Source organism: Micromonospora sp. NPDC000207 (assembly GCF_040300925.1).
Lineage (GTDB): Bacteria > Actinomycetota > Actinomycetes > Mycobacteriales > Micromonosporaceae > Micromonospora.
On record NZ_JBEPEQ010000016.1, the window covers coordinates 23030 to 47505 of the forward strand.

Here is a 24476-nt window from a genome sequence, read left to right on the forward strand (position 1 = left end):
ACCTGTGAGGGATCCCCGATGACAGTGGCATACCTGGTGGCCGGTGTCCGCACCCCCTTCGGCCGGTACGGCGGCGCGCTGGCCGGGGTCCGCCCCGACGACCTCGCCGCGCACGTGATCCGGGAACTGGTGACCCGGCACCCGACGGTGGAGTGGGACCGGGTCGACGACGTCGTCCTCGGCTGCGCCAACCAGGCCGGCGAGGACAACCGGAACGTGGCCCGGATGGCCGCGCTCCTCGGCGGGCTGCCCGAACAGGTCCCCGGCACCACTGTCAACAGGCTCTGCGGGTCGGGTCTCGACGCCCTCGCCGTCGCCGCCAGACAGATCGTCTCCGGGGAGGCCGACCTCCTCGTCGCCGGTGGGGTGGAGAGCATGAGCCGAGCCCCGTTCGTGGTGCCGAAGGCGACGGCGGCGTTCTCCCGATCGGCCGAGATGTACGACACCACCATCGGCTGGCGGCTTGTCAACCCGCTGATGGAGCAGGGGTGGGGGACCGACTCGATGCCGGAGACGGCGGAGAACGTCGCCGCCGAGCACGGGGTCGGACGTGCCGACCAGGACGCCTTCGCGTACCGGTCGCAGGTGCGGGCGGCCCGGGCGCAGGCCGACGGCCGGTTCGCCGAGGAGATCGTGCCGGTGCGCGTACCGGCGGGGCGACGGGAGACCCGACTCGTCGAGGTCGACGAGCATCCCCGCCAGACCTCGATGGAGAAGCTCGCCACCCTGCCCACCCCGTTTCGGGCCGACGGCACCGTCACCGCCGGCAACTCCTCGGGGGTCAACGACGGGGCGGTCGCCCTCCTGGTGGCCGGTGAGGCGGCGGTGGCCCGGTACGGGCTGACCCCGCTGGCCCGGATCACCGGGGCCGCCGCGGCGGGGGTGCCGCCCCGGGTGATGGGGCTGGGGCCGGTGCCCGCCACCGGCAGGCTCCTGGACCGGCACGGCGTCTCCCTCGCCGAGGTCGACGTGGTCGAGCTGAACGAGGCCTTCGCCGCCCAGGCGGTGGCGGTCCTGCGGCAGCTCGGTCTGCCGGAGGACGCCGAACACGTCAACCCCAACGGCGGGGCGATCGCCCTGGGACACCCGCTCGGGGCCAGCGGCGCCCGGTTGGCGTTGACCGCCGCGACGGAGCTGCGCCGTCGGGGCGGTCGGCGGGCCCTGGCGACCATGTGCGTCGGGGTGGGGCAGGGCATCTCCCTGCTGCTGGAGTCGGTCGACTGACCCGACGGGGCCGCCCCGCGCTACCCACCCGGGTCGGCCATCGATCCGACACGATCCACCACCTGTCCGGTCGTCTCGCTAAGTCGCCGGTCAGCGGCTTAGAGTGTTCCCACCACACGGGACGCGAGCTTCCGTCGGCTGTCGGCGGGTCGGTGTCCGGCACCGACCCGAGTGGACGCGGAAGGAACTGGGGGCGGGGAGATGGACGAACAGGAGGGGCGGGCGGCCGGGATCGACCTGAGCCGGCCCAGCGCAGCCCGGGTGTACGACTACTTCCTCGGCGGGGCGCACAACTTCGAGGTCGACAGGCAGCTCGCCGCGCAGATCGCGGCGATGACCCCGAACCTCGCCGCCACAATGCGGGCCGGACGGGAGTTCCTCCGCCGGGCGGTGCGTACGCTCCTCGACGCCGGTGTCGACCAGTTCCTCGACATCGGCTCCGGGATCCCCACCGTCGGCAACGTCCACGAGGTGGCCCAGTCCGCCGACCCGTCGGCCCGGATCGTCTACGTCGACATCGACCCGGTCGCCGTGTCCCACAGCAGGGACCTGCTCGCCGACAACGAGTCGACCGGGGTCCTCCACGGTGACCTGCGGGAACCCGACCGGATCCTGGCCGGGGCCCGACACTCGGGGCTCATCGACTTCACCCGTCCGGTGGGTGTCCTCCTCGCCGGAGTGGTCCACTTCGTCGGCGACGCGGACCGCCCCGCAGACCTGCTCGCCACCCTCCGGGCCGCCGCCGCACCGGGCAGCTTCCTGGTGGTCTCACACTCCACCTTCGAGGACCAGCCACCGGAGATGCTCGACGCGCAGCGCCTCTCCGCGCGTACCGACACCGAGATAACCCTGCGCTCCCGGGCGGAGATCACCGGGTTCTTCGGTGACTGGACGATCCTGGAACCCGGGGTGGTGCACATGCCCCTGTGGCGGCCGGACCTCCCGCCCGACCCGGACGAGCGGCCGGAGCGCTTCGGTGCGTTCGGCGGGGTCGCCCGGTACGACCAGCCCGGCGGCTGACCCCGCGATGGGTGCCGAGCCGACCACCGGCGGGGAGACCGCCGACCTGACAGGTGCCCAGGAGTACGCCGCCGAGTGGGCGCGTCACCTGCGTCGCCTCGGCTTCGTGCCGCTGGACCCGGTGGAGGCCGAGCGGCTGTTGCTCGTCCACACGGTCCGGTTGGCGCAGGCGCTGCTCGCCTCCGACTTCACCGCCCGGCCCGCGCAGGACGTGGGTCGTGCCCTGGTGGAGGCCCAACTGACCGAACCGCAGATGCTCGACTGGTCGGTGCGTACCCTCGGGGTGTCGTTCTGTGCCCGGGTGGTGCCCGGACGGGTCGACCACCCGGACACCCCGGCCCGGGTCGCGGCGTTGCAGGCGGCGTTCGCCGCCGGGTTCGCGCGGGCGCTGCGCGACCGGACCTTCGCCCAGCAGGAACGGATCGCCCGCTCCGCCTGGCAGGCCCGGGACCAGATCGAACGGGCGCTGCGCGACAGCGAGGCCCGGTTCCGGGCGGTGTTCGTCGGAGCGGCGATCGGCGTCGGGGTGGCCGGGATCGACGGCCGGATCGTCGAGGTCAACCAGGCCTTCGCCGACCTGCTCGGGTACACCCCCGACGAGCTGCGCGAGTTCAACGTGGCCGAGCTGACCCATCCCGACGACGCCGCCGGGATGTGGGGGCTGTACCAGGAGCTGATCGAGGGCAGGCGGGACTGCGCCCGGGTGGAGAAGCGCTACTTCCGCAAGGACGGCACCGCCGTCTGGACCGACCTCGCTGTCTCCCTGGTCCGGCACGCCGACGGCCGCCCCCGGTTCACAGTGGCGATGGTCCAGGACATCACCGAGCGGCACGCCCTCCAGCAGCGGCTGCGGTTCCAGGCCGAGCACGACCCGCTCACCGGACTGCCGAACCGGACCCTGTTCTTCCACAGGCTGAACGCGTTGTTCGCCGCCGCCGACCCGCAGCAGCGGATCGGGGTCTGCTTCCTCGACCTCGACGGGTTCAAGGCTGTCAACGACCGCCTCGGTCACCACCACGGCGACCGACTGCTGGGGGTGATCGCCGACCGGCTCGCCGACTGCGTCTCCGGGCTGGGGCACCTGGTGGCCCGGATGGGCGGGGACGAGTTCGTCATCCTCGTCGACGGCGGTGCCGGCCTCGACGAGGTGGTGGCGGTCGCCGAGAAGGTCCTGGCCGCCGTGGCGGCCCCGGTCGACGTCGGCGACCACCAGCTCACCGTCTCGGCCAGCATCGGTGTGGTGGACTCCCCCGTGGGGCAGACCAGCGCCGCCGAGCTGATGAAGGCCGCCGACACCACCCTCTACTGGGCCAAGGGGGAGGGGCGGGGCCGGTGGGCGGTGTTCGACCCGGAACGCAGCGCCCGTGACCAGGCCCGCTCGGCGCTCAGTGCCGGGCTCCCGGCGGCCCTGGACCGGGGCGAGTTCGTGGTCCACTACCAGCCGATCGTGTCGCTCGTCGACGGCACGATGTCCGCCGTCGAGGCGCTGGTCCGGTGGGTCCACCCGGAGCTGGGACTGGTCGGGCCGGACCGGTTCATCGGGCTCGCCGAGGAGAGCGGCCTGATCGTCCGGCTCGGCGAGTGGGTCCTCGGCCAGGCGTGCCGGGACGCCGAGCGGTGGCGGCGGGAGTTCCCCGACGCCAGGCTGGTGGTGAGCGTGAACGTGGCAGCCCGGCAGGTCGACGACCCGTCGCTGGTGGACGTCGTCGCGGAGACCCTGAGCCGGACCGGACTCCCCGCCGACCTGCTGCAACTGGAACTCACCGAGAGCGCCGCGACGGGCGGCCCCGGGGAGCCGCTGCGGGCGCTGCACCGCCTCGCCGGGCTGGGCGTACGGCTGGCGATCGACGACTTCGGGACCGGCTACTCCAGCCTGGCGTACCTGCGTCGGCTGCCGATCCACGTCCTCAAGCTCGCCGCGCCGTTCGTGGAGGGCATCCGGGCCGACGACCCGACCAACGGGCACCGCGACGAGCGGATCGTGGACGCGCTGGTCCGGTTGGCCCACGCCCTGGAACTGCGGGTCACCGCCGAGGCGGTGGAGACCGTCGAACAGGTCGAACGGCTCCGGGCGCTGCGCTGCGACACCGGCCAGGGTCGATGGTTCGGCCCGCCGGTCCCCGCCGACGAGATCAGCGCCCGGCTCCGGGGCCTCCCGCCCGCCTGACCCGCCCGGGATGCCGGGTGTCGACCGCGTGGGCGTGCGGCGGGTGGGGTCGGTGCCTAGCATGAGGCGGACGGGTCAACAGGTGGGGGTGCCGGGGTTGAGTGCGTTCACGGTGGAGGAGCTGCGCGCGGCGGTGGGCACCGGCGAGGTCGACACCGTGGTGTTGGCCCTCGTCGACATGCAGGGCAGGTTGCAGGGGAAACGCTTCCACGCCCCGTTCTTCCTCGACCAGGTGGTCGAGCACGGCAGTGAGGGCTGCGACTACCTGCTCGCCGTGGACGTCGACATGAACACCGTCGACGGGTACGCGATGTCGAGCTGGGAGCGGGGCTACGGCGACCTGGCCATGCGTCCGGACCTGGACACCCTGCGCCGGATCCCGTGGCAGCCGGGTACGGCCCTGGTCCTGGCCGACGTCGAGTGGCCGGGCGGGGGCCCTCCGGTGCCCGCCTCACCCCGACAGATCCTGCGCCGCCAACTCGACAGGCTCGCCGCGCACGGGCTGACCGCGTACGCCGGGACCGAGTTGGAGTTCGTCCTCTTCGACGACTCGTACGAGCAGGCCCGGCGGCGCGGCTACCGGGACCTGACCCCGGCCACCGGGCACAACGTCGACTACACCCTGCTCGACACCGCCGGGGTGGAGCCCCTGCTGCGCCGCATCCGCAACGAGATGGCCGGTGCCGGACTGACCCCGGAGAGCGCGAAGGGCGAGTGCAACCTCGGCCAGTACGAGATCGCCTTCCGCTACGACGCCGCGCTCACCTGCGCCGACCACCACGTCGTCTACAAGAACGGGGCGAAGGAGATCGCCGCCCAGGAGGGCAGGTCGATCACCTTCATGGCGAAGCCGAACGCCCGGGAGGGCAACTCCTGCCACATCCACTTCTCGCTGCGCGACGAGTCGGGTGCCTCGGCGATGCTCGGTGACGGCCCGGCCCACCTCGGCGTCACCGGGCAGCGGGTCCTGGCCGGGCTGCTCGCCACCATGCGGGAGTTGAGCCTCTTCTCCGCCCCCAACGTCAACTCCTACAAGCGGTACCAGCCGGGCTCGTTCGCCCCGACCGTCCTGCGCTGGGGCGTCGACAACCGCACCTGCGCACTGCGGGTGGTCGGACACGGGCAGGGCCTGCGGGTGGAGAACCGGGTACCCGGCGGCGACGTCAACCCGTACCTGGCGATCGCGGGGCTGATCGCCGGTGCGCTGCACGGGATCGAGCAGGAGTTGGAGCTGCCCGCCGAGTGTGCGGGCAACGCGTACGACGACCCGACGGCCGACCGGGTGCCCGCCACGTTGCGGGAGGCGGCGACGGCGTGGGAGTCCTCGACTGTGGCCCGGGACGCCTTCGGCGTCGACGTGGTGGCCCACTACGCCAACCAGGCCGCCGTGGAGCTGGCCGCCTTCGACGCCGCCGTCACCGACTGGGAGCTGGCCCGTGGCTTCGAGCGACTCTGAACCGGGTCGTTCCGGAGCGGATCGTTCCGGACCGGGTCGTTCCGGATCGGGCGGTGACGAGGGTGGGGTGACCCGGGTCCGCAACCCGGCGACCGGTGAGGTCGTCGACCTGGTGCCGGAGACCACTGTGGCCCAGACCGACGCGGCGATCGGGCGGGCGGTGGCCGCGAGCGGGTCGTGGCGGGCTGTGGACCCCGCCGACCGGGCCCGGCTGCTGCGGCGGTTCGCCGCTGTGGTCGACGCGCACCTTGAGGAGTTGGCCCAGGTGGAGGTCCGCACCGCCGGGCACACCGTCGGCAACGCCCGCTGGGAGGCGGGAAACGTCCGCGACGTCCTCGACTACTACTCCGGTGCCCCGCAGCGGTTGACAGGTGGGCAGATCCCGGTGGCGGGCGGACTCGACGTCACCTTCCACGAGCCGCTCGGCGTGGTCGGGGTGATAGTGCCGTGGAACTTCCCGATGCCCGTGGCGGCCTGGGGGTTCGCACCCGCCCTGGCGGCCGGGAACACGGTGGTCCTCAAACCGGCCGAGCTGACGCCGCTGACCGCGCTGCGCCTGGCCGAACTGGGCCGGGAGGCAGGGCTCCCGCAGGACGTGTTCACAGTCCTGCCCGGTCGGGGCGACGTGGTGGGCGAGCGGTTCGTCACCCACCCGGCGGTCCGCAAGATCTGCTTCACCGGATCCACCGAGGTCGGCACCCGGATCATGGCCGGTGCCGCAGCCGGTGTGAAGCGGCTCACCCTGGAGCTTGGCGGCAAGAGCGCCAACCTGGTCTTCGCCGACGCGGACCTGGAGAAGGCGGCGGCGACAGCGCCGTACGCCGTCTTCGACAACGCGGGCCAGGACTGCTGCGCGCGGTCCCGGATCCTGGTCCAGCGGTCGGCGTACGACCGTTTCCTGGAACTCCTGGAGCCTGCGGTACGCGCCCTGCGGGTGGAGGACCCGGCCCGGGAGAGCGCCGAGATGGGGCCGTTGATCTCCGCCGGTCAGCGGGACCGGGTCGCCGGGTACGTCGACGGCGCCCGGATCGCCTTCACCGGCTCCCGCCCCGACGGCCCCGGCTTCTGGTACGCCCCGACGGTCCTGCTCGCCGACTCGCCCGCCGACCGGCACTGGCGGGAGGAGATCTTCGGCCCGGTGGTCTCGGTCCTCCCCTTCGACGACGAGGCCGAGGCGATCCGGCTCGCCAACGACACCGAGTACGGCCTCTCCGGCTCGATCTGGACCCGGGACGTCGGCCGGGCACTGCGGGTGGCCCGGGCGGTGGAGGCCGGGAACCTGAGCGTCAACTCGCACTCCTCGGTGCGCTACTGGACCCCGTTCGGTGGGATGAAACGGTCCGGGCTGGGCCGGGAACTCGGCCCCGACGCGCTGCACGCCTTCACCGACGTCAAGAACGTCTTCGTCGCCACCGACGACTGACACGGCAGGCCGACGGGGATGACCGACGAGTGAGCGGAGGACAGGTGCACTGTCGTTTGCAGGATCGGGTGGCGGTGGTCACCGGCGCGGCCAGCGGGATCGGGTTGGCCACGGTCCGTCGGTTCGCCGCCGAGGGCGCCCGGGTGGTCTGCGTGGACGTCGACGCCGAGGCGGGTCGGCGGGCCGCCGAGGAGGTCGGCGGGGAGTTCGTCGCTGCCGACGTCTCCGACGAGACGGCGGTCCGGGACCTCTTCGACGGGGTGGCACAGCGGTACGGCCGCATCGACGTGGCGTTCAACAACGCCGGTATCTCCCCTCCGGAGGACGACTCGATCCTCGACACCGGCCTGGACGCCTGGGAACGGGTGCTGCGGGTGAACACCACGAGCGTCTACCTGTGCTGCCGGTACGTCCTGCCGCACATGCGGCGACAGGGGAGTGGCTCGATCATCAACACCGCCTCGTTCGTCGCCCTGATGGGGGCGGCCACCTCGCAGATCGCGTACACGGCGAGCAAGGGTGGGGTCCTGGCGCTGACCCGGGAGCTGGGTGTGCAGTTCGCCCGGGAGGGCATCCGGGTCAACGCGCTCTGTCCCGGGCCGATCGCCACGCCGTTGCTCACCGAACTGTTCGCCGCCGACCCGGACCGGGCCGCCCGCCGCCTGGTGCACGTGCCGATGGGGCGGTTCGGGCGGCCGGAGGAGATCGCCGCCGCGGTGGCCTTCCTGGCCAGCGACGACGCGTCGTTCATGACGGCGGCGCAGTTCGTCGTCGACGGCGGGATCACCGGGGCGTACGTCACCCCGCTGTAGCCGCCCGCGCCCCCGTCGACGGCGGGGGTGTGCGGTGATCAGCGTTCGCCGTGTCGATCGCGTTACGTCGCTGGTCCGCCTGGGTACAGGGTCCGGCACGGCCGGCAGTACGTCGTGTCGCGGAATCGGCCGGAGCGGGGAGGTCGTATGGGCTCGGCCCAGGGGGGCGAGGACGGGCAGCAGCGGTCCGGACTGCCGCCGTGGCTCGCCGCTGCCGTCGTCGGCGGTGGCGAGATGGGCCGTCGGCTCGGCGGGCACGACTGGACCCGCACCGCCCTGGGCCCGCCGGACGGGTGGCCCACCGCACTCAGCCACGCGGTCAGCCTCATGCTCTCCTCCGCCGCCCCCATCGTCATCTTCTGGGGCGACGACCATCTCGCCTTCTACAACGACGCGTACCTGCCCACCATCGGCGACAAGCATCCGGCGGCGATCGGCCGTCCGGCCCGGGAACACTGGTCCGAGACGTGGCACGTCCTCGCCCCGCTCCTGGAGCAGGTACGCCGTACCGGGGAGTCGTACCAGGCCCGGGACCATCCCTTCGTGCTCGACCGGCACGGGTTCCTGGAGGACGTCCACTTCGACATCACCTACGACCCGCTGCGCGCCGTGGACGACGACGGCGCGGTGGGCGGGGTGCTGTGCCTGGTCAACGAGACCACCGGGCGGGTGGTGGGGGAGCGTCGGCTGCGCGTCCTCGCCGAACTGGGCACGGGACTGGCCGGCGCGGCCGGTGGGGCCTGCGACCTGGGCACGATCGTGGCCGAGGTGCTCGACCGGCATCGGACTGACGTACCCCTCGGGTTGCTCTGCCTGCCCGACGGCGACCGACCGGCGGTCGCCGGGGTGTGGGGGGTGGACGCGTCGGGCCTGCGGGCCGATCCGGCGCAGCTGGTCGCCGCCGCCGGTCCGGCCCCGGTGACGGTGCCCGTGGTCGACCTGGTCGAGAGTCCGGGGCCGGACGTCGCGGAGCAGGCGCTGGTCCTGCCCGTCACCGTGACCGACGACGAGCCGGCCGGGGCACTGGTCGTCGGGGTGTCCGGCCGGGTGGCCTTCGGGGACGAGTACCGCGCCTTCCTCGACCTGGTGGCCGCACAGATCTCCGGCGCGGTGAGCCGACAGCTGGCGTACGAGCAGGAGCGGGTCCGCGCCGCGGAGCTGGCCGCGCTGGACCGTGCCAAGACGAACTTCTTCGCCAACGTCAGCCACGAGTTCCGCACCCCGTTGACCCTGGTGCTCGGCCCGGTGGAGGAGATGCTCGCCGACACGACCCTCGACCGGGCCCACACCGAGCGGCTGACCGTCCTGCACCGCAACGCGTTACGGCTGCTCAAGCTGGTCAACACGGTCCTCGACTTCTCCCGGCTGGAGTCCGGTCGCCGCACCGCCCACTACCAGCCGACCGATCTGGCCGACTACACCACCCGCCTGGTCAGCACGTTCCGTTCGGCGGCCGAACGCGCCGGACTGCGGCTGGTGGTGGAGTGCGGCCCGTTGCCCGCGCTGGTCCACGTGGACCGGGAGATGTGGGAAAAGATCGTGTTCAACCTGCTGTCGAACGCGGTGAAGTTCACCTTCGACGGCGAGATCCGGGTCCGGGTCGGCGACGGCGACGGCACCGTCCACCTCTGCGTCACCGACACCGGTGTGGGGATCGCCCCCGACGAGCTGCCCCACGTCTTCGAGCGTTTCCACAGGGTGTCCGGGGCGCGGGCCCGTACCCACGAGGGGACCGGGATCGGTCTCGCCCTGGTCCGGGAGCTCGTCGAGATGCACGGCGGGCGGGTCGAGGTGCGGAGCCGACCCGACGAGGGGAGCACCTTCACCGTCACGGTGCCCTTCGGCACCGCCCACCTCCCGCCGGGTCGGGTCGTCGAGACCGCGTCACCCCTGCCCGACGAGCCTGAGCAGGCGCGGCTCTGGATGGCCGAACTCCCGCTCTGGGAGGGCCTGGGCGATCGCCCCGACCCGGAGCCGACAGTCGACCCGCCGGCCCGGTCGGCGACGTCGACCCCGGCGGTGTCGCCCCGCCCCGGGGGCCGGATCCTGGTCGTCGACGACAACGCCGACCTGCGTGACCACGTCACCCGGCTGCTGCACCCCTTCTGGGAGGTGGTCGCCGTGGCCGACGGGGTGGAGGCGCTGACGCTCGCCGTCGACACCCCCTTCGACCTGGTGCTCACCGATGTGATGATGCCCCGGCGGGACGGGTTCGGGCTGGTCACCGCGTTGCGCGCCGACTCCCGTACCCGGCACGTGCCGATCGTGCTGCTCTCCGCCCGGGCCGGACCCGCCGACGCCGTCGCCGGGCTCTCGGTCGGCGCGGACGACTACCTGACCAAGCCCTTCTCCGGGCAGGAACTGATCGCCCGGGTCCGGGCCAACGTGGAGCTGGGACAGCTGCGCGGTCAGATCATCCGCCGGCTCCGGGGGCTCGCCGACGCGGCGGTCGCTGTGAACACCGCCCGCTCCACCACCGACGTGCTCCAGGTCGCCGCCGAACACGCGCTCACCCTCGCCGAGGCCGCCCGGGTCACCATCACCGCGGACGAGGTCCGGTACGAGGCGGACAGCGGGGCCACCGGCACCGGACCGCCCACCGTCGCGCCGCTCACCGGCACCACCGACGAGCAGCTGGGTGAACTGCGGGTGTGGCACCGCGACGGCGAACGGACCGACACCGAACGGGCGACCCTGACGGAGCTGGCCCGGCTGATCGGGGTGCGCCTGGAGAACGCCCAGCTGTACGAGGCGGAACACCACATCGCCACCACCCTCCAGCACAGTCTGCTGCCCCGGTCGCTGCCGAAGCTGCCCGGTGCGGTGATCGCCAGCCGTTACCTGGCGGGCACCGCAGACGTCGAGGTCGGTGGCGACTGGTACGACGTGATCGGCCTGGACGACGACTCGTTGGTGCTGGTCATCGGGGACGTGGTCGGCAAGGGCGTACGCGCTGCCGCAGCCATGGGACAGCTGCGTAACGCGCTGCGGGCGTACCTGCTGGAGGGTTTCGACCCGGGGGAGGCGCTGACCCGGTTGAACAGGTTGGTGGGCTCCGCCGAACACAGGTCGTTCGCGACAGTGGTCTGTCTGTGGTTCTGCACCCGCACCGGCCGCCTGCGGTACGCCAGCGCCGGGCATCCGTCACCGCTGCTGATCCGAGGAGACGACGTGGTGTTCCTGCACGATCGGGCGCTCGGTCCGCCGGTGGGGGCGATCCCCGGGACGCAGTACCGGACCGCCGAGGGGGAGCTGCCCTCCGGTGCCCGGCTGCTGCTGTTCACCGACGGGCTGATCGAGGACCGGGAGATCGGCATCGACGCCGCGTTGGCGCAGCTGCGGGCGGAGGTGGCCGGGGACGCCGAGCACGTCGCCGACCTGGTCGACCGGGTCGTCGACCGGGTGGGGACCCGCCGTCGCCGCGACGACGTGGCGGTGCTCGCCCTGGAGGCGACCGACGTCGACAGGTTCACCCTGCGGCTGCCGGCCGACCCGACCCGGCTCAGTGTGCTCCGCAAGCGGCTGGAGGACTTCCTCACAGTGCACGCGGTGAGCGAGACCGACCTGTTCGACCTGACGGTGGCGATCTCCGAGGCCGCTGCGAACGCCATCGAACACCCGGTCGAGCCCCGGGAGGCGATGATCTACGTCGAGGTGACAGTCGTCGACCGGACTGTGGTGGCCACCGTCCGCGACACCGGGCGGTGGCGGGAGTCGACAGGCTCCGGGTTCCGGGGTCGAGGGCTGTCCCTGATCGAGGCGCTCGGTGACCTGTCGGTCCGGCACACCGAGGACGGCACCGAGTTGACCCTGCGCCGTCGGCTCCAGCCCTGACCGGTCCGGGGGCGGCGGCTCCGGTCTCGGTCGGTTCCGGTCTCCGATCCGCCGGGGGCGGGTCAGACCGGGCGGAGCCAGTCCTGGTCGCCGAGCCCGGAGATCTCCAGCACCCGGGTCACCTGACGGGACGGGTGGACGGAGAGCGCCCCCGGGAACAGCCGTCCGAGGTGGAGCACCGCGTGGATCGCCGCCGAGTCGAAGAAGGTCACCGCCCGCAGGTCGAGGGTGATCCGTCGGGCCGGTTCACGCAGAGCGGTCTGCAACATCGTGTCGGCGGTGGCCATGTCGACCTCACCCGTCACCACGACGCGGAGATGGCCGTCGTCGATGCCCGCGGTGGCGGAGAAGACGGGCGCCGATCTCCCTTGATCCACGTCCATGCCCTGACACAGCGGAGTGGACGCGGCAAGGATCCGGCCCCGCCGGGCGGTGACGCGGGTCACCCGGTCGGCAGGGATAGGCTTGCGGCATGAACGTCCGTGCGCCGCTGACCCCTGGCACGCTCTCCCCGTGGCGAGCGGTGCCCGCCCACATCGTCCGCCCCGAGTACGTGGGTCGCAAGAGCCCCCGGGAGTACCGCGGTTCGCACGTCCAGACCCCGGAGACGATCGAGAAGATGCGGGTCGCCGGGAGGCTCGCCGCCCAGGCCACCCAGCTCGCCGGTGCACACTGCAAGCCCGGGGTCACCACCGACGAGATCGACCGGGTGGTGCACGAGTTCCTCTGCGACAACGGTGCCTACCCGTCGACGCTCGGCTACAAGGGCTACCCGAAGTCCTGCTGCACCAGCATCAACGAGGTGATCTGCCACGGCATCCCGGACTCCACGGTGCTCGTCGACGGCGACATCATCAACGTCGACGTCACCGCGTACATCGACGGGGTGCACGGGGACACCGACGCGACCTTCTGCGTCGGTGAGGTGAGCGAGGAGGCCCGGCTCCTGGTCGAGCGCACCCACGAGGCGATGATGCGGGGCATCAAGGCGGTCGCCCCGGGGCGGCAGATCAACGTCGTCGGCCGGGTCATCGAGTCGTACGCCAAGCGGTTCGGCTACGGGGTGGTCCGCGACTTCACCGGCCACGGGATCGGGGAGGCCTTCCACAGTGGTCTCTACGTGCCGCACTACGACAGCCCCCGTCCCACCGAGGTGATGGAACCGGGAATGACCTTCACCATCGAGCCGATGATCACCCTCGGCACCTACCAGCACGACATGTGGGCCGACGGCTGGACGGTGGTCACGAAGGACCGCAGATGGACCGCCCAGTTCGAGCACACGATCGTCGTGACCGACGGCGGCCACGAGATCCTCACCCTCCCGTGACGGACCCGCCTGCCGCACTGCGGGAGGGGCACCACGCCGACGTCTCCGGTGGCCGGCTCCGACCGGCCGTGTTCGGCGCGATGGACGGCCTGGTCACCAACATCGCGCTGATCGCCGGGGTGGGCGGCGGTGGCGTCTCCGCGAACAGCATCGTCCTCACCGGCACCGCCGGCCTCGTCGCCGGGGCCATCTCGATGGCGCTGGGCGAGTACACGAGCGTCAGGTCGGCAAACGAGCAGGTCGCCGCCGAGGTGGCGAAGGAACGGCGCGAACTGGAGCGGCACCCGCAGGCGGAGGCCCGCGAACTGGCCGAGGTGTGGGTGGGCCGGGGGCTGCCGAGGAACCTCGCCATGGAGGTCGCCGAGACGCTCGCCCGCCGCCCCGAGGAAGCCCTCCGGGTGCACGTCCGGGAGGAGCTGGGAGTCGACCCGGACGACCAGCCCAGCCCCTGGACGGCGGCGATCTCGTCGTTCCTGTTCTTCTCCGTCGGGGCACTGATGCCGCTGCTGCCCTACCTGCTGGGGTTCACCAACCTGTGGCTGGCCCTCGCCGTCGGCGGTGTCGGGCTGTTCGTCGCGGGGGCGGTCGTCGCCCGGTTCACCGGCCGGTCCTGGCTGATCAGCGGGCTGCGACAGCTGCTGCTCGGCGCGGCCGCCGCTGCGGCCACCTACCTGGTCGGGACCCTGATCGGGGTGCAGGGCGGCCTGTGACGCGCCCGGTGCTCACCCGGCGGTGGTCGCCGGGTGAGCCCGCAGGAGCCGCCGCTGCCGCCAGGTGAACGTCTCCACGACTGCGAACAGCAACCCGGTGAGGCTCAGCACGGCCAGGTCCACCAGCTCCGGCAGCGGATAGGTCACCAGCGCCAACCCCAGCACCGTCGTCACCCAGCCCACCCGGTACCAGCTGACCTGTCGGCAGCTGCGCCACCAGAAGAGCTGGTTGGCCACCAGGAAGATCGCCACCCCGCCGTAGAGGGCGACGTGACCCAGCAGGGTCGAGTCGTACGGGTCGCTGCTGAGGACCATCAGGTTGGCGCGCAGACCGAAGGCGTACACCAGGAGCCCACAGACCATCGGAAAGTGCAGATAGACGTACGCGTCGCGGGCCAGGGCGGCGCGGTCGCCCCCCTTTCTGCGGCGCATGCTCCGCTGGGTCACGATCACGTCGGTGTCGAAGTACGCCCACCAGAGCGCGGCGAGCCCCAGCGCGCTCAGGGCGACGGCGGTCAGGACCCCCGCCGACAGCCCCTGCCAGTCGGCTGAGAGACCGATGGCGACGATCACCTGACCGAAGGCGATGAGCATGATCAGCTCGAACCGTTCGGTCCAGTGTTCGATCGAACTCATCTGCCACGACACCGGCCCGGGCCGGTAGTTTCCCACCATCTCGGTGGCCAGGGCCCCGGCCCACAGGGCGGTGACGATCGCGGCGGTCACGGTGGTGTCGGGCCGGTCGCCCACCACTGCGGCCCCGCCCAGCAGCGCCCCGGCGACGAGCATCGTGCCGACCGTACGGCGGAACATCCGCGGGTCGGTGCCCCCTCGCCAGCGCAGCAGGGCGACCAGGAGCAGCCGGATGGCGACGTAGCAGACAGCCACGACGACCGACCCGGGCAGCCCGCCCGGGACCGTGGTGAAGGTCTGCGGCAGGGCGATCCCCAGGACCAGGGCGACGGCGAGGACCGTGAGCAGCGTGATCCGCAGGAAGCTCGCCTCGGAGCGGACGCTGTTCGTCACCGAGGAGTACGTGCACCAGGCCCACCAGACCAGGCCGAGGACCAGCAGCGCCCGGAACATCCCGTGCCAGGTCCCCTCCCGGCCCATCAGGACGACGACCTGGATGAGGACGAACACGAACACCAGGTCGACGAAGAGTTCCTTCGGGGTGGCCCCGGCCTCCCCGGCGAGGCTCTCGTCGGCGAGTTCGTGCAGCACACGGTGCCGCTGTCGGAACAGCGTCTGGTCCGCTACCACCATCACCGTCATCGTCAGGGTGAGCAGGGCCAACGAGCCCAACGGCGGGGTCAGCGCGGCCAGGGGCAGGACCACCAGGGTGGTGGCGGCCCCGAGCAGCGGCCCCCGTCCCCAGATCCTGAGCACCCGCCGTTGGAACCCGACGAGTCCGACCAGGTACAGCAGGACCCCGCCGAACAGGACCAGGGCGCCGATGCCCTGCCACGGGTGGACGTCCTCGGCGGCGGTGGTCCGTACCGACTGTTTGAGACCCATCGCGAGCAGGATCAACCCGCTGATCATCGGAAGGTGCCACAGACTGTAGGCGTCCCGGCCGGTGAGGGTCTGCTCGACCGGGCCGGCGTCGTGCAGGGCGCGCTCGGCCACCGGCTTGGCCACGTCGAAGTACGACCACCAGAGGATCGCCACGACCACCATGCCGAGCATCGACGCGGCGATCACCGGGGCGGTTATCCGGGCGGTCCCCTCCAACCCCAGGCTGGTGCCGACGGAGATGATCGTCTCGCCGAGGGCGACGAGGATGATCAGGGCGTGCCGGTCCGTCCAGTGCCGGACCGAGTGGATCCGCCGGGAGCGCCCGTTGACCGCCCGGAGGGTGGCGAAGTCGCTCGTCACCGCCGCCGTGACCAACACCAGCCGGACCAGGTCGGGGTCCACACCCTCCGGCAGGCGCGGCGGCACGAGCGCACCGGCCAGCAGGAACAGGCTCGCGCAGACCAGCGGCGTCCACAGCCGCCCGAAGGAGACCCGTTCCCGCTCGGTACGGCGGATCACCACACCGAACAACAGCTGGGCGGTTCCGCGTACAAGGGTGAAGCCCACAGCGACGACCAACGGCCCGGTGAGCAGCCCCGGCTCGTCGGTGAAGGCCGTCGGGACGGTGACCGCCATCAACAGGACCACCACGCAGAGCCCGCAGACGACGGGGGTCATGATCCCCTGGTCCATCCGGACCGTGTTCCCCAGCCACGTGCAGGAGGTCCAGGCCCGCCACAGCAGCAGCACCAGCAGGGTCCCCTGGTAGAGCCCGGTCAGGCTGAAGTCGGCCGCCATCAGGCGGCTCACCTCAAGGAACGCGTAGACGAAGAACAGGTCGAAGAAGAGTTCGACCCGGGTGACACCGGTACCGTCGTCACCCGCGTGGACCCGCCCGCGCAACAGGCCCGGGTTTCCCGGCCCGGCGGCGGCCGGTCCGCCCCCGTCGACCATGGAATCCACTCTGCCAACGCCGGTTCCGTTGCGGGGCGGATCCGACTATTCCCCGCGCGGCACGCCGGCTGGCCCGAGGGCGTCGGTGGCCCCTCAGTCGGCCCTCGGCCGGCCCCCGGCTGGTCCGGCGGTGTCGGTCGCCGGTGGTCAGCCGTCCAGGAGTTCCTCCACCGAGCCGTCGACCGGTCGACCCCGGGCCGCCAACTCGTCGGCCTGCCCGGCCAGCACCCGACCGACAGTGGTCATGTCGGCACCCGCCAACCGGGTACGCCGGACCGCGTCCCCCGGGTCACGGAAGTAGGTCCGGGTCAGCAGCCCGGTCACTGTGGCCGCCGCCAGCCGGGCCTCCCCGAGCATCAGCAGTGCCTGGTCGGTCTCGTACCACTGCGCCAGTCGGCCCGCCCGGGCGTGCGCGGCGCAGCCCCGGTACCAGGCCCGTCGGGCGGCGGTGGTGAACTCGGTCGGCCTGGCCCTGACGAGTTGGGCGAGATGCTGGTCGCGCAGCCCGGGCAGCCACCCCGACGGGTCGTACAACGCACGGGTGGTGACGTACCGGTCGGCTGTCAACGGCCACAGCGGGGTCACCGTCCGGGCCTGCCGCAGGTAGTCGTCGGCGCCGGAGACGGTCAGGTCGACCAGGACCCCGTCGACCCGGCGGGTGGCCGGCACCGGCCCGGTCCCGGACCGGTAGGTGACCACCAGGAGGTTGACCTCCCCGTCCCCACCCCCGTCGTCGTCGCCGTGGGCCAGCGGGCCGTGCACGGCGACGGCGAGCACGTCGGCGGGGAACCGGCGGCGGATCGCCTCGGTGGCCCGTTCGGCGACCCGCCAGCGGGGGTCGTCCCAGCGCGGTTCGTTCGGTGCGCCTCCCGGCGGTCGGCCGGGCACTCCGAGAGTCGGTCCCGCCTCCACGTCGGCCTCACCTCCGCTGCGCTCCCCCCGCCGACTCGGAACGCATTCACCCTAGTCAGCCGGGTGCCGGAGCCACCGGACCGCCACGCCGACCCGGCTCTCACGTGCGCCGGGTCGTCACGGTGCGCCGGGTCGTCACGTGCGCCGGGCGGGATCCGTCACCGGTCCGGGTGCTCCCGTTCCAGTGTCGTCTCGCAGTGGTCCAACCAACGGAGCTCCGCCTCGGTCTGGAACACCATCGCGTCCAGCACCAACCGCCAGGACAGGTCCGCCTCCCCGTGCCCGGCGCAGGTCCGACCGGTCAGCTCCTGCAACTGGCGCTCGGTGGCGACGCGTTGCCGCCGCAGTACCGCCCGGGCGTCCACCCCCGGCGTGGTCAACGCCAGCGCCAGCTTGATCGTCAACTCGTCACGGGGACGGCCGGTCCGGCTGACCGGGTTGGCGAACCACCGCGCCAGCTCCGCCCGACCCGCCGGGGTTATCTCGTACGGACGCTGTCCCGCCTCGTTCTCCGGAAGGGGGCGGACCAACCCGTCCCGTTCCAGTCGACCCAGTGTGGTGTAGACCTGTCCGATGTTCACCGGCATGGTCGAGCCGGTCGACTCCTCGAACGCGGCCCGGAGCTGGTAGCCGTACATCGTGCCGCGTTCGAGCAGGGCCAACAGTCCGTGGCGGATCGACATGGCAACGGAGTATGCATACCTGGTATCCCGGCCGCAACCACTGCCCTCGGCCCCGGTGGCCGGCCCAGAGGTCGGCCCCGGGTGACCGGCTTCAGCCGGGTCGGCCTGGGAAGGGCACGGTGAGCGGGGTCACCCCGGCGGTCCGACGCCACCGGGTGGCTCGCAGCGCGCAGTCGGTCAGCGCGGCCAGCGCCCGGCTCCGCTCCCCACCGGTGGTCACCGGCAGGGCCGCCCGCCAGAACGCCCCGGTCCGCTCCTCCACCTCGATGGCCAGCCGTACTGCGCTGGCCTGGTCGATCACCGGGAACGGCAGGGCGTACCCGGCCCGGTCGGCGGGGACCGACCCGCCGGCGTTGCTCAACTGCAGGACGAGGGCGTCCCGGCGGGACCGGTGGGCGGCCTCGGCGGCGCGTGCGGCACGTTGACCGGCTGCCGGCAGGTGCACGCCGATCGATCCGTACGCGTAGACGGCGGCGTACTCGGCGGTGAGGGCAGCGATCAGTGCCGCGTCGGCGGCGCTGGGGGTGGGCTGGGTCACTTGAGTGCCTCCACGTGCGTCGCCCGGGCGGCGGCGATGGAACCGAGCAGCGCGGCCCGCTCGGCGGGGGCCTGGGCACATGCCTGGTCGGCGGCCTCCCGGCCCTGCCTCTCGGCCTCCCGGAGGGTGGTGAGCACCGCCGTGGCGTCCCCGGTCGGGACGCCACCGGTCGGGGTGGGCGGGGTGGGCGACGGTGTGGCACCGGTCAGCCGCGCCAACTCGGCGGCGTGCGCCCGGTGTGCCTCGGCGATCGGCGAGAGCCTGTCGGACAGGGTGGGGTCGCCGTCGACGGCGATCCGGTGTCGGGCGGCCAGTTCGAGTGCCCCGGCGAGTAGCGGCGCCAACGGGTCGGCGGCGGGGTCCGGCGCGTCCTCCCGGCCGAACAGACCGCATCCGGTGACCGCTGCGGCCGTCCCACCCAGGGCCAACAGTGTCCCGGCGCGTAGCAGCCTCCGTCGGGTGTGTCCGGTTGTTCCGCCTGAAACTGTGGTCCTGCCCGTCGTCACCGGACAAGTCAACACCATCCGGGGCGGGGCATGGGCGACCGGCGTCGGTGCGCCGCCCGGCCCGCCGTGCGGGGAGCGCGTTACGCTCTGCGCAACCACCGGCGCGGATCGCCCGGTGGCGTGTCGGCATGGCGGTCGAACCGGGCCGTGGACCTTCGAAGGGGTGCGCCAGATGACGCAGCGTGGCCGGGCCACCAGACCGACGGGCAGGCCCCGCGGTGGCGAGGCGCCCCGGGGCGGTGACGCGACCGCGCGCCGTGACCGGTTGCGGGCCGTGATCGAGCCGGTGGTGAGCCGGGCCGGCTACGACCTGGAGGACCTCTCGGTCTCCCGGGCCGGGCGGCGGCACGTGGTCCGGGTGATGGTGGACGCCGACGGCGGGATCAACCTCGACGCCGTGGCTGAGGTCTCCCGGTCGGTCTCCGTGGCGCTCGACGACGCCGAGGCCACCGGCGGGGACCTCCTCGCCGGGGAGTACCAGCTCGAGGTCAGCTCCCCGGGGGTGGACCGACCACTCACCCTGCCCCGACACTGGCGGCGCAACGTCGGACGGCTGGTAAAGGTAACTGTCCGTAACGCCGCCGGGCTGCCGGGGCAGCGGGGCGACCAGCCCGCCGGTGACCGGCAGGTGACCGGGCGGATCGTCGAGGCCGACGACGACCGGGTGGTGCTGGAAGCCGACACCGGGACCGTCACCGTCGCCCACGCCGAGCTGGGACCGGGGCGGGTGCAGGTCGAGTTCAACCGCCTCGACGAGATCCACGAATCAGACGAGATTCACGAATCAGACGAAATCGACGACGAAGACGATGTGGAGGACGAGGAGAGGTGAACATCGACCTCGCGGCGCTGCGCGCCCTGGAGCGCGAGCGGGAGATCCCGTTCGACACGATCCTCGCGGCGATCGAGACCGCGTTGCTGACCGCGTACCGGCACACCGAGGGTGCGGAGCCGCACGCCCGGGTGGAGATCGACCGCAAGAACGGTGCCGCCCTGGTGTACGCCCAGGAACTCGACTCCGACGGGACCGTCACGCGGGAGTGGGACGACACCCCGCACGACTTCGGCCGGATCGCCGCCATGACCGCCAAGCAGGTGATCCTCCAGCGGCTGCGGGAGGCCACCGACGAGGTGCACTTCGGCGAGTACGTCGGCCGCGACGGTGACCTGGTCACCGGTGTGGTGCAGGCCCACGAGGCGCGTACCGAGAAGGGCATCGTCAGCGTCGACCTCGGCAAGCTGGAGGGCGTCCTGCCCCAGTCCGAGAAGGTGCCCGGCGAGCGGTACGAGCACGGTGACCGGATCCGCTGTGTGGTGGTCCACGTGGCCAAGGGCATGCGGGGGCCGCAGATCACCCTCTCCCGGTCCCATCCGGCGCTGGTGAAGAAGCTCTTCGCCCTGGAGGTGCCGGAGATCGCCGACGGCACCGTCGAGATCGGCGCGATCGCCCGTGAGGCAGGTCACCGTACGAAGATCGCGGTGCGCTCCACGGTGCCGGGCGTGAACGCCAAGGGTGCCTGCATCGGTCCGATGGGGCAGCGGGTCCGGGCGGTGATGAGCGAGCTGCACGGCGAAAAGATCGACATCATCGACTGGTCGGATGATCCGGCGGTGTTCGTCGGGAACGCTCTCTCACCGGCGAAGGCCCTCCGGGTCGAGGTGGTCGATCTGGCAGCTCGGGCGGCCCGGGTGACGGTCCCGGACTTCCAGCTGTCGTTGGCGATCGGACGGGAAGGGCAGAATGCCCGGCTTGCCGCCCGGTTGACCGGTTGGCGCATCGACATCAAGTCCGACGCCGAGACCGGCTCCGGCTCCGGCCGGGGCTCAGCTGATCACGTCCGGGAGGCGGGCAGCGCGATCTCGGGCAGCTAGGGGTAGACTTCTTCCGGTGGTGGGACGCGCGCTGCCGGAGCGCACCTGTGTGGGCTGCCGGCTCAGTGCGCCGACCAGCGAACTGCTGCGGATCGTCGCGGTGACCGACGAGGCTGGCTACAGCCTCCGGCCCGACCCGTTCCGCAGGCTGCCGGGTCGGGGAGCGAACATGCACCCGGATCCGGCCTGCTTCGCGCTGGCAGTGCGGCGTCGCGCCTTCGGGCGTGCGTTGCGAATCACCGGGATCGTCGATCACGGTGCGCTGGCCGAGCACGTCGACGCGTCAAACCACTACACCCGGTCAACCGGATCGGGTGAGGGTCGCAAGCAAGGTAGGACGACCGACATGGGCACACGATGAAGTCGCAGAAATGATCAGGCTTCAAGTGGACGAGTGAGGTCGTTGCGGGTGCTGCCCGCACGACCTCGGAGTGAGGAGTGCAGTGGCAGGTAAGGCCCGCGTACACGAGCTGGCGAAAGAGCTCGGGGTCGAGAGTAAGACAGTTCTCGCCAAACTGAAGGACATGGGCGAGTTCGTGAAGTCCGCGTCCAGCACCGTCGAGGCGCCCGTCGCCCGTCGGCTGCGCAACGCGTTCGCCGCCTCCGCCGGTTCCCCGGCACCGGCGGCTCCACCGGCGGCCACCCCGGCCCCGACCCCGACGCCCACCCCGTCCCCGGGGCCCCGGGTCTCGGCGAAGCCGATGCCGCCCCGGCGGCCCGGTCCGCCGACCCCCGGACCGAAGCCCAAGGGACCCGTTCCCGGCCCGCCGCCCTCGGTGACCCCGGTCACCAAGCCGGCGAGCGCACACGACATCGAGGTGGCCGCCGCCGAGGCGCGCGCCGCCGCGCTCAAGGCCGAGCAGGCCGCGGCGGCGAAGGCCGCCGAGGCCGCCCGGCAGCAGCAGCGGGAGACCCCGCGCCGGGAGCCCCCGGCCTCCGGTGGTCCCCGTCCCGGTCCGCGCCCCGGACCCGGTGGCCCCGGCCCCGGCAACATGCCGCCCCGGCCGGGATCCCCGGCTGCCAACCGTGGCAACGGTCCGGCCCCGACGCCGGGTAACCGGCCCGGTGGACGGCCGCCGGTCCGTGGTGCCGGCAACAACCCGTTCGGCATCCAGGGCGGTCAGCAGCGTCCCCCGGCAGCCGGTGCCGGTGGTCCCCGGCCCAGTCCCGCCGGTATGCCGCCCCGGCCCAGTCCCGCCTCCATGCCGCCCCGGCCCAGCCCGGCCTCGATGCCGAGCCAGCGTCCGGGTCGCCCCGGCGGACCGGGTGCCGGTCGTCCCGGTGGCGGCGGCGGTGCCGGTCGTCCCGGTGGCGGCGGTGGCGGTGGCTACCGTGGTGGTCCCGGTGGCGGCGGCGGTGGCGGTGGCTACCGTGGTGGTCCCGGTGGCGGTGCCGGTGGCGGTGGCTACCGTGGTGGTCCCGGTGGCGGTGCCGGTGGTGGCGGTGGGTTCCGGCCCGGCGCTCCGGCCGGTGGCGGCGGTCGTCCCGGTGGCGGCGGTCGTGGCCGTGGTGGCGGAACCGCTGGTGCCTTCGGGCGTCCGGGTGGTCGCCCGACCCGGGGTCGCAAGTCCAAGAAGCAGCGCAGACAGGAGTTCGACAACCTGTCGGCTCCGACCATGAGCTCGGGTGCCCCCCGGGGTCAGGGTCAGGTCGTCAGGCTCTCCCGTGGCGCCTCGCTGTCGGACTTCGCCGACAAGATCAACGCCAACCCGGGTTCGCTGGTCCAGGAGATGTTCAACCTGGGCGAGATGGTCACGGCGACCCAGTCGTGCTCCGACGAGACCCTGCTGCTGCTGGGTGAGCACCTCGGCTTCGAGGTGCAGATCGTCAGCCCGGAGGACGAGGACCGCGAGCTGCTCGCGCAGTTCAACATCAACCTGGACGCCGAGGTCGCCGAGGACCGTCTGGTCGACCGGCCGCCGGTCGTGACCGTCATGGGTCACGTCGACCACGGTAAGACCAAGCTCCTCGACGCCATCCGTAAGGCGAACGTGGTGGCCGGCGAGGCCGGTGGCATCACCCAGCACATCGGCGCGTACCAGGTCCACGTCCCGCACGAGGGCGAGGACCGGGCGATCACCTTCATCGACACCCCGGGTCACGAGGCGTTCACCGCCATGCGTGCCCGTGGTGCCCAGGTCACCGACATCGTGATCCTGGTGGTGGCCGCCGACGACGGTGTGATGCCGCAGACCATCGAGGCGCTCAACCACGCCAAGGCGGCGGACGTGCCGATCGTTGTCGCGGTCAACAAGGTCGACAAGCCGGAGGCGAACCCCGACAAGGTCCGCCAGCAGCTCACCGAGTACGGACTGGTCGCCGAGGAGTACGGCGGCGACACCATGTTCGTCAACGTGGCCGCGAAGCCCGGTATCGGCATCGAGGAACTCCTGGAGGCCGTCATCCTGACCGCCGACGCGTCGCTGGAGCTGACCGCTCCGATCGACGGGCCGGCGCAGGGTGTGGCGATCGAGGCCCACCTGGACAAGGGCCGGGGTGCGGTCGCCACGGTGCTGGTGCAGAAGGGCACCCTGCGGGCGGGCGACTCGATCGTCGCCGGTGGGGCCCACGGCCGGGTCCGGGCGATGCTCGACGAGAACGGCCAGCAGGTCGCCGAGGCGGGTCCGGCCCGTCCGGTCCTGGTGCTCGGTCTGACCACGGTGCCGGGAGCGGGTGACACCTTCCTGGCCGCCGAGGACGACCGTACGGTCCGGCAGATCGCCGAGCAGCGGCAGGCACGGCGGCGGGCGGCGTCCTTCGCCAACTCCCGCGGTCGGGCCACCCTGGAGACGCTCATGGAGCAGCTCAAGGAGGGCGAGAAGACCTCGCTCAACCTGGTGCTCAAGGGCGACGTCTCCGGTTCGGTCGAAGCCCTTGAGGACGCGCTGTTCAACCTGGACATCCCGGAGGAGGTCCAGCTCCGGATCATCCACCGGGGCGTCGGCGCGATCACCGAGAGCGACGTCATGCTGGCGAGCGCCTCCTCCGAGGCGGTCACGATCATCGGCTTCAACGTGCGGGCCGCGAACAAGGTCCGCGAGATCGCCGACCGCGAGGGCGTGGAGATCCGGTACTACACCGTCATCTACCAGGCCATCGAGGAGATCGAGGCGGCTCTCAAGGGTCTGCTCAAGCCGGAGTTCGAAGAGGCGGAGCTGGGCAGCGCGGAGATCCGCGACGTGTTCCGCTCCTCCAAGGTCGGCAACATCTCCGGCTGCATCGTCCGGTCCGGGGTCCTCCGCCGCAACGCCAAGGCGCGGCTGCTGCGGGACGGGGCGGTCGTGGCGGACAACCTCACGATCAGCTCCCTCAAGCGGTTCAAGGACGACGCGACCGAGGTTCGCGAGGGCTTCGAATGTGGTCTGACCCTGGGCGGGTACAACAACGTCCAGGTCGGCGACATCATCGAGACCTTCGAGATGCGGGAGAAGCCGCGCGCCTGAGTGTGCGGTGAACACCACCGGTGACGGCCGGGGCCTGGACGGGCCCCGGCCGTCACCGTCTGTTCCGCCTGGAA

The 24476-nt window shown here is 72.3% G+C and carries 18 protein-coding genes and 1 pseudogene; 13 read left to right on the forward strand and 6 right to left on the reverse strand.

Going from position 1 to position 24476, the window contains the following annotated elements; translation table 11 throughout:
* The first annotated feature begins 18 nt into the window (after positions 1 to 18).
* From pcaF to ABT336_RS06485, 7 genes are all read left to right on the forward strand, one after another.
* Positions 19 to 1224, forward strand: coding sequence for a 3-oxoadipyl-CoA thiolase (gene pcaF, locus ABT336_RS06455; protein ID WP_350895483.1), 1206 nt, complete (start codon positions 19 to 21; stop codon positions 1222 to 1224).
* A gap of 201 nt (positions 1225 to 1425) precedes the next feature.
* Positions 1426 to 2244, forward strand: a complete 819-nt coding sequence (locus tag ABT336_RS06460) for an SAM-dependent methyltransferase (RefSeq protein WP_350895484.1) — start codon at positions 1426 to 1428, stop codon at positions 2242 to 2244.
* A 7-nt stretch (positions 2245 to 2251) separates the two neighbouring features.
* Positions 2252 to 4411 (forward strand): putative bifunctional diguanylate cyclase/phosphodiesterase, encoded by a 2160-nt coding sequence (locus ABT336_RS06465; RefSeq protein ID WP_350895485.1) that lies wholly within the window; start codon positions 2252 to 2254, stop codon positions 4409 to 4411.
* A 61-nt stretch (positions 4412 to 4472) separates the two neighbouring features.
* Positions 4473 to 5867, forward strand: coding sequence for a glutamine synthetase family protein (locus tag ABT336_RS06470; protein ID WP_350895486.1), 1395 nt, complete (start codon positions 4473 to 4475; stop codon positions 5865 to 5867).
* A 67-nt stretch (positions 5868 to 5934) separates the two neighbouring features.
* The gene (locus tag ABT336_RS06475) at positions 5935 to 7290 is read left to right on the forward strand and encodes an aldehyde dehydrogenase family protein (protein ID WP_350895487.1); all 1356 of its coding nucleotides are present in this window, start codon (positions 5935 to 5937) and stop codon (positions 7288 to 7290) included.
* Positions 7291 to 7334: 44 nt separating this feature from the next.
* Complete coding sequence (locus tag ABT336_RS06480) at positions 7335 to 8102, forward strand: 3-oxoacyl-ACP reductase (protein WP_350895488.1); 768 nt, start codon at positions 7335 to 7337, stop codon at positions 8100 to 8102.
* Between the two features lie 147 nt (positions 8103 to 8249).
* Positions 8250 to 11936, forward strand: a complete 3687-nt coding sequence (locus ABT336_RS06485) for a SpoIIE family protein phosphatase (protein ID WP_350895489.1) — start codon at positions 8250 to 8252, stop codon at positions 11934 to 11936.
* 62 nt (positions 11937 to 11998) lie between these two features.
* On the opposite strand, the gene ABT336_RS06490 is transcribed toward ABT336_RS06485, so the two are convergent.
* Positions 11999 to 12319, reverse strand: a complete 321-nt coding sequence (locus ABT336_RS06490; protein ID WP_350895512.1) for an STAS domain-containing protein — start codon at positions 12317 to 12319, stop codon at positions 11999 to 12001.
* A gap of 89 nt (positions 12320 to 12408) precedes the next feature.
* On the opposite strand from ABT336_RS06490, the gene map reads away from it, so the two are divergent.
* Both map and ABT336_RS06500 read left to right on the forward strand, forming a co-directional pair.
* On the forward strand, positions 12409 to 13266 hold the full coding sequence (map, locus tag ABT336_RS06495) for a type I methionyl aminopeptidase (protein ID WP_350895490.1): 858 nt from the start codon (positions 12409 to 12411) through the stop codon (positions 13264 to 13266).
* Positions 13263 to 13976 carry a VIT1/CCC1 transporter family protein gene (locus ABT336_RS06500; RefSeq protein ID WP_350895491.1) on the forward strand — a complete coding sequence of 238 codons (714 nt, stop codon included), beginning with the start codon at positions 13263 to 13265 and terminating at the stop codon, positions 13974 to 13976. The genes map and ABT336_RS06500 overlap by 4 nt, the downstream gene beginning before the upstream one ends.
* A gap of 12 nt (positions 13977 to 13988) precedes the next feature.
* Here ABT336_RS06500 and ABT336_RS06505 read toward each other — a convergent pair whose 3' ends face one another.
* The 5 genes from ABT336_RS06505 to ABT336_RS06525 all read right to left on the reverse strand — a co-directional run bounded on the left by ABT336_RS06505 (position 13989) and on the right by ABT336_RS06525 (position 19030).
* Positions 13989 to 16448, reverse strand: a complete 2460-nt coding sequence (locus ABT336_RS06505) for a low temperature requirement protein A (protein ID WP_350895492.1) — start codon at positions 16446 to 16448, stop codon at positions 13989 to 13991.
* A gap of 147 nt (positions 16449 to 16595) precedes the next feature.
* Positions 16596 to 17336 (reverse strand): nucleotidyltransferase domain-containing protein, encoded by a 741-nt coding sequence (locus ABT336_RS06510; protein WP_350895513.1) that lies wholly within the window; start codon positions 17334 to 17336, stop codon positions 16596 to 16598.
* Positions 17337 to 17518: 182 nt separating this feature from the next.
* Positions 17519 to 18043, reverse strand: a complete 525-nt coding sequence (locus tag ABT336_RS06515) for a PadR family transcriptional regulator (RefSeq protein WP_350895493.1) — start codon at positions 18041 to 18043, stop codon at positions 17519 to 17521.
* 91 nt (positions 18044 to 18134) lie between these two features.
* Positions 18135 to 18581 carry a ferritin-like domain-containing protein gene (locus ABT336_RS06520; RefSeq protein ID WP_350895494.1) on the reverse strand — a complete coding sequence of 149 codons (447 nt, stop codon included), beginning with the start codon at positions 18579 to 18581 and terminating at the stop codon, positions 18135 to 18137.
* Positions 18578 to 19030, reverse strand: coding sequence for a hypothetical protein (locus ABT336_RS06525; RefSeq protein WP_350895515.1), 453 nt, complete (start codon positions 19028 to 19030; stop codon positions 18578 to 18580). Before ABT336_RS06525 ends, ABT336_RS06520 begins: the two co-directional genes overlap by 4 nt.
* 229 nt (positions 19031 to 19259) lie before the next feature.
* Between ABT336_RS06525 and rimP the strand changes: the two genes are divergently transcribed.
* The 4 genes and pseudogenes from rimP to infB all read left to right on the forward strand — a co-directional run bounded on the left by rimP (position 19260) and on the right by infB (position 24402).
* Complete coding sequence (rimP, locus tag ABT336_RS06530; protein ID WP_350895495.1) at positions 19260 to 19919, forward strand: ribosome maturation factor RimP; 660 nt, start codon at positions 19260 to 19262, stop codon at positions 19917 to 19919.
* Positions 19916 to 20959 carry a transcription termination factor NusA gene (gene nusA / locus ABT336_RS06535; RefSeq protein WP_350895496.1) on the forward strand — a complete coding sequence of 348 codons (1044 nt, stop codon included), beginning with the start codon at positions 19916 to 19918 and terminating at the stop codon, positions 20957 to 20959. Before rimP ends, nusA begins: the two co-directional genes overlap by 4 nt.
* Before the next feature lie 16 nt (positions 20960 to 20975).
* Positions 20976 to 21357: pseudogene (locus tag ABT336_RS06540) on the forward strand (YlxR family protein).
* Positions 21358 to 21402: 45 nt separating this feature from the next.
* Positions 21403 to 24402 (forward strand): translation initiation factor IF-2, encoded by a 3000-nt coding sequence (gene infB, locus ABT336_RS06545; protein ID WP_350895497.1) that lies wholly within the window; start codon positions 21403 to 21405, stop codon positions 24400 to 24402.
* Positions 24403 to 24476 lie beyond the last annotated feature (74 nt).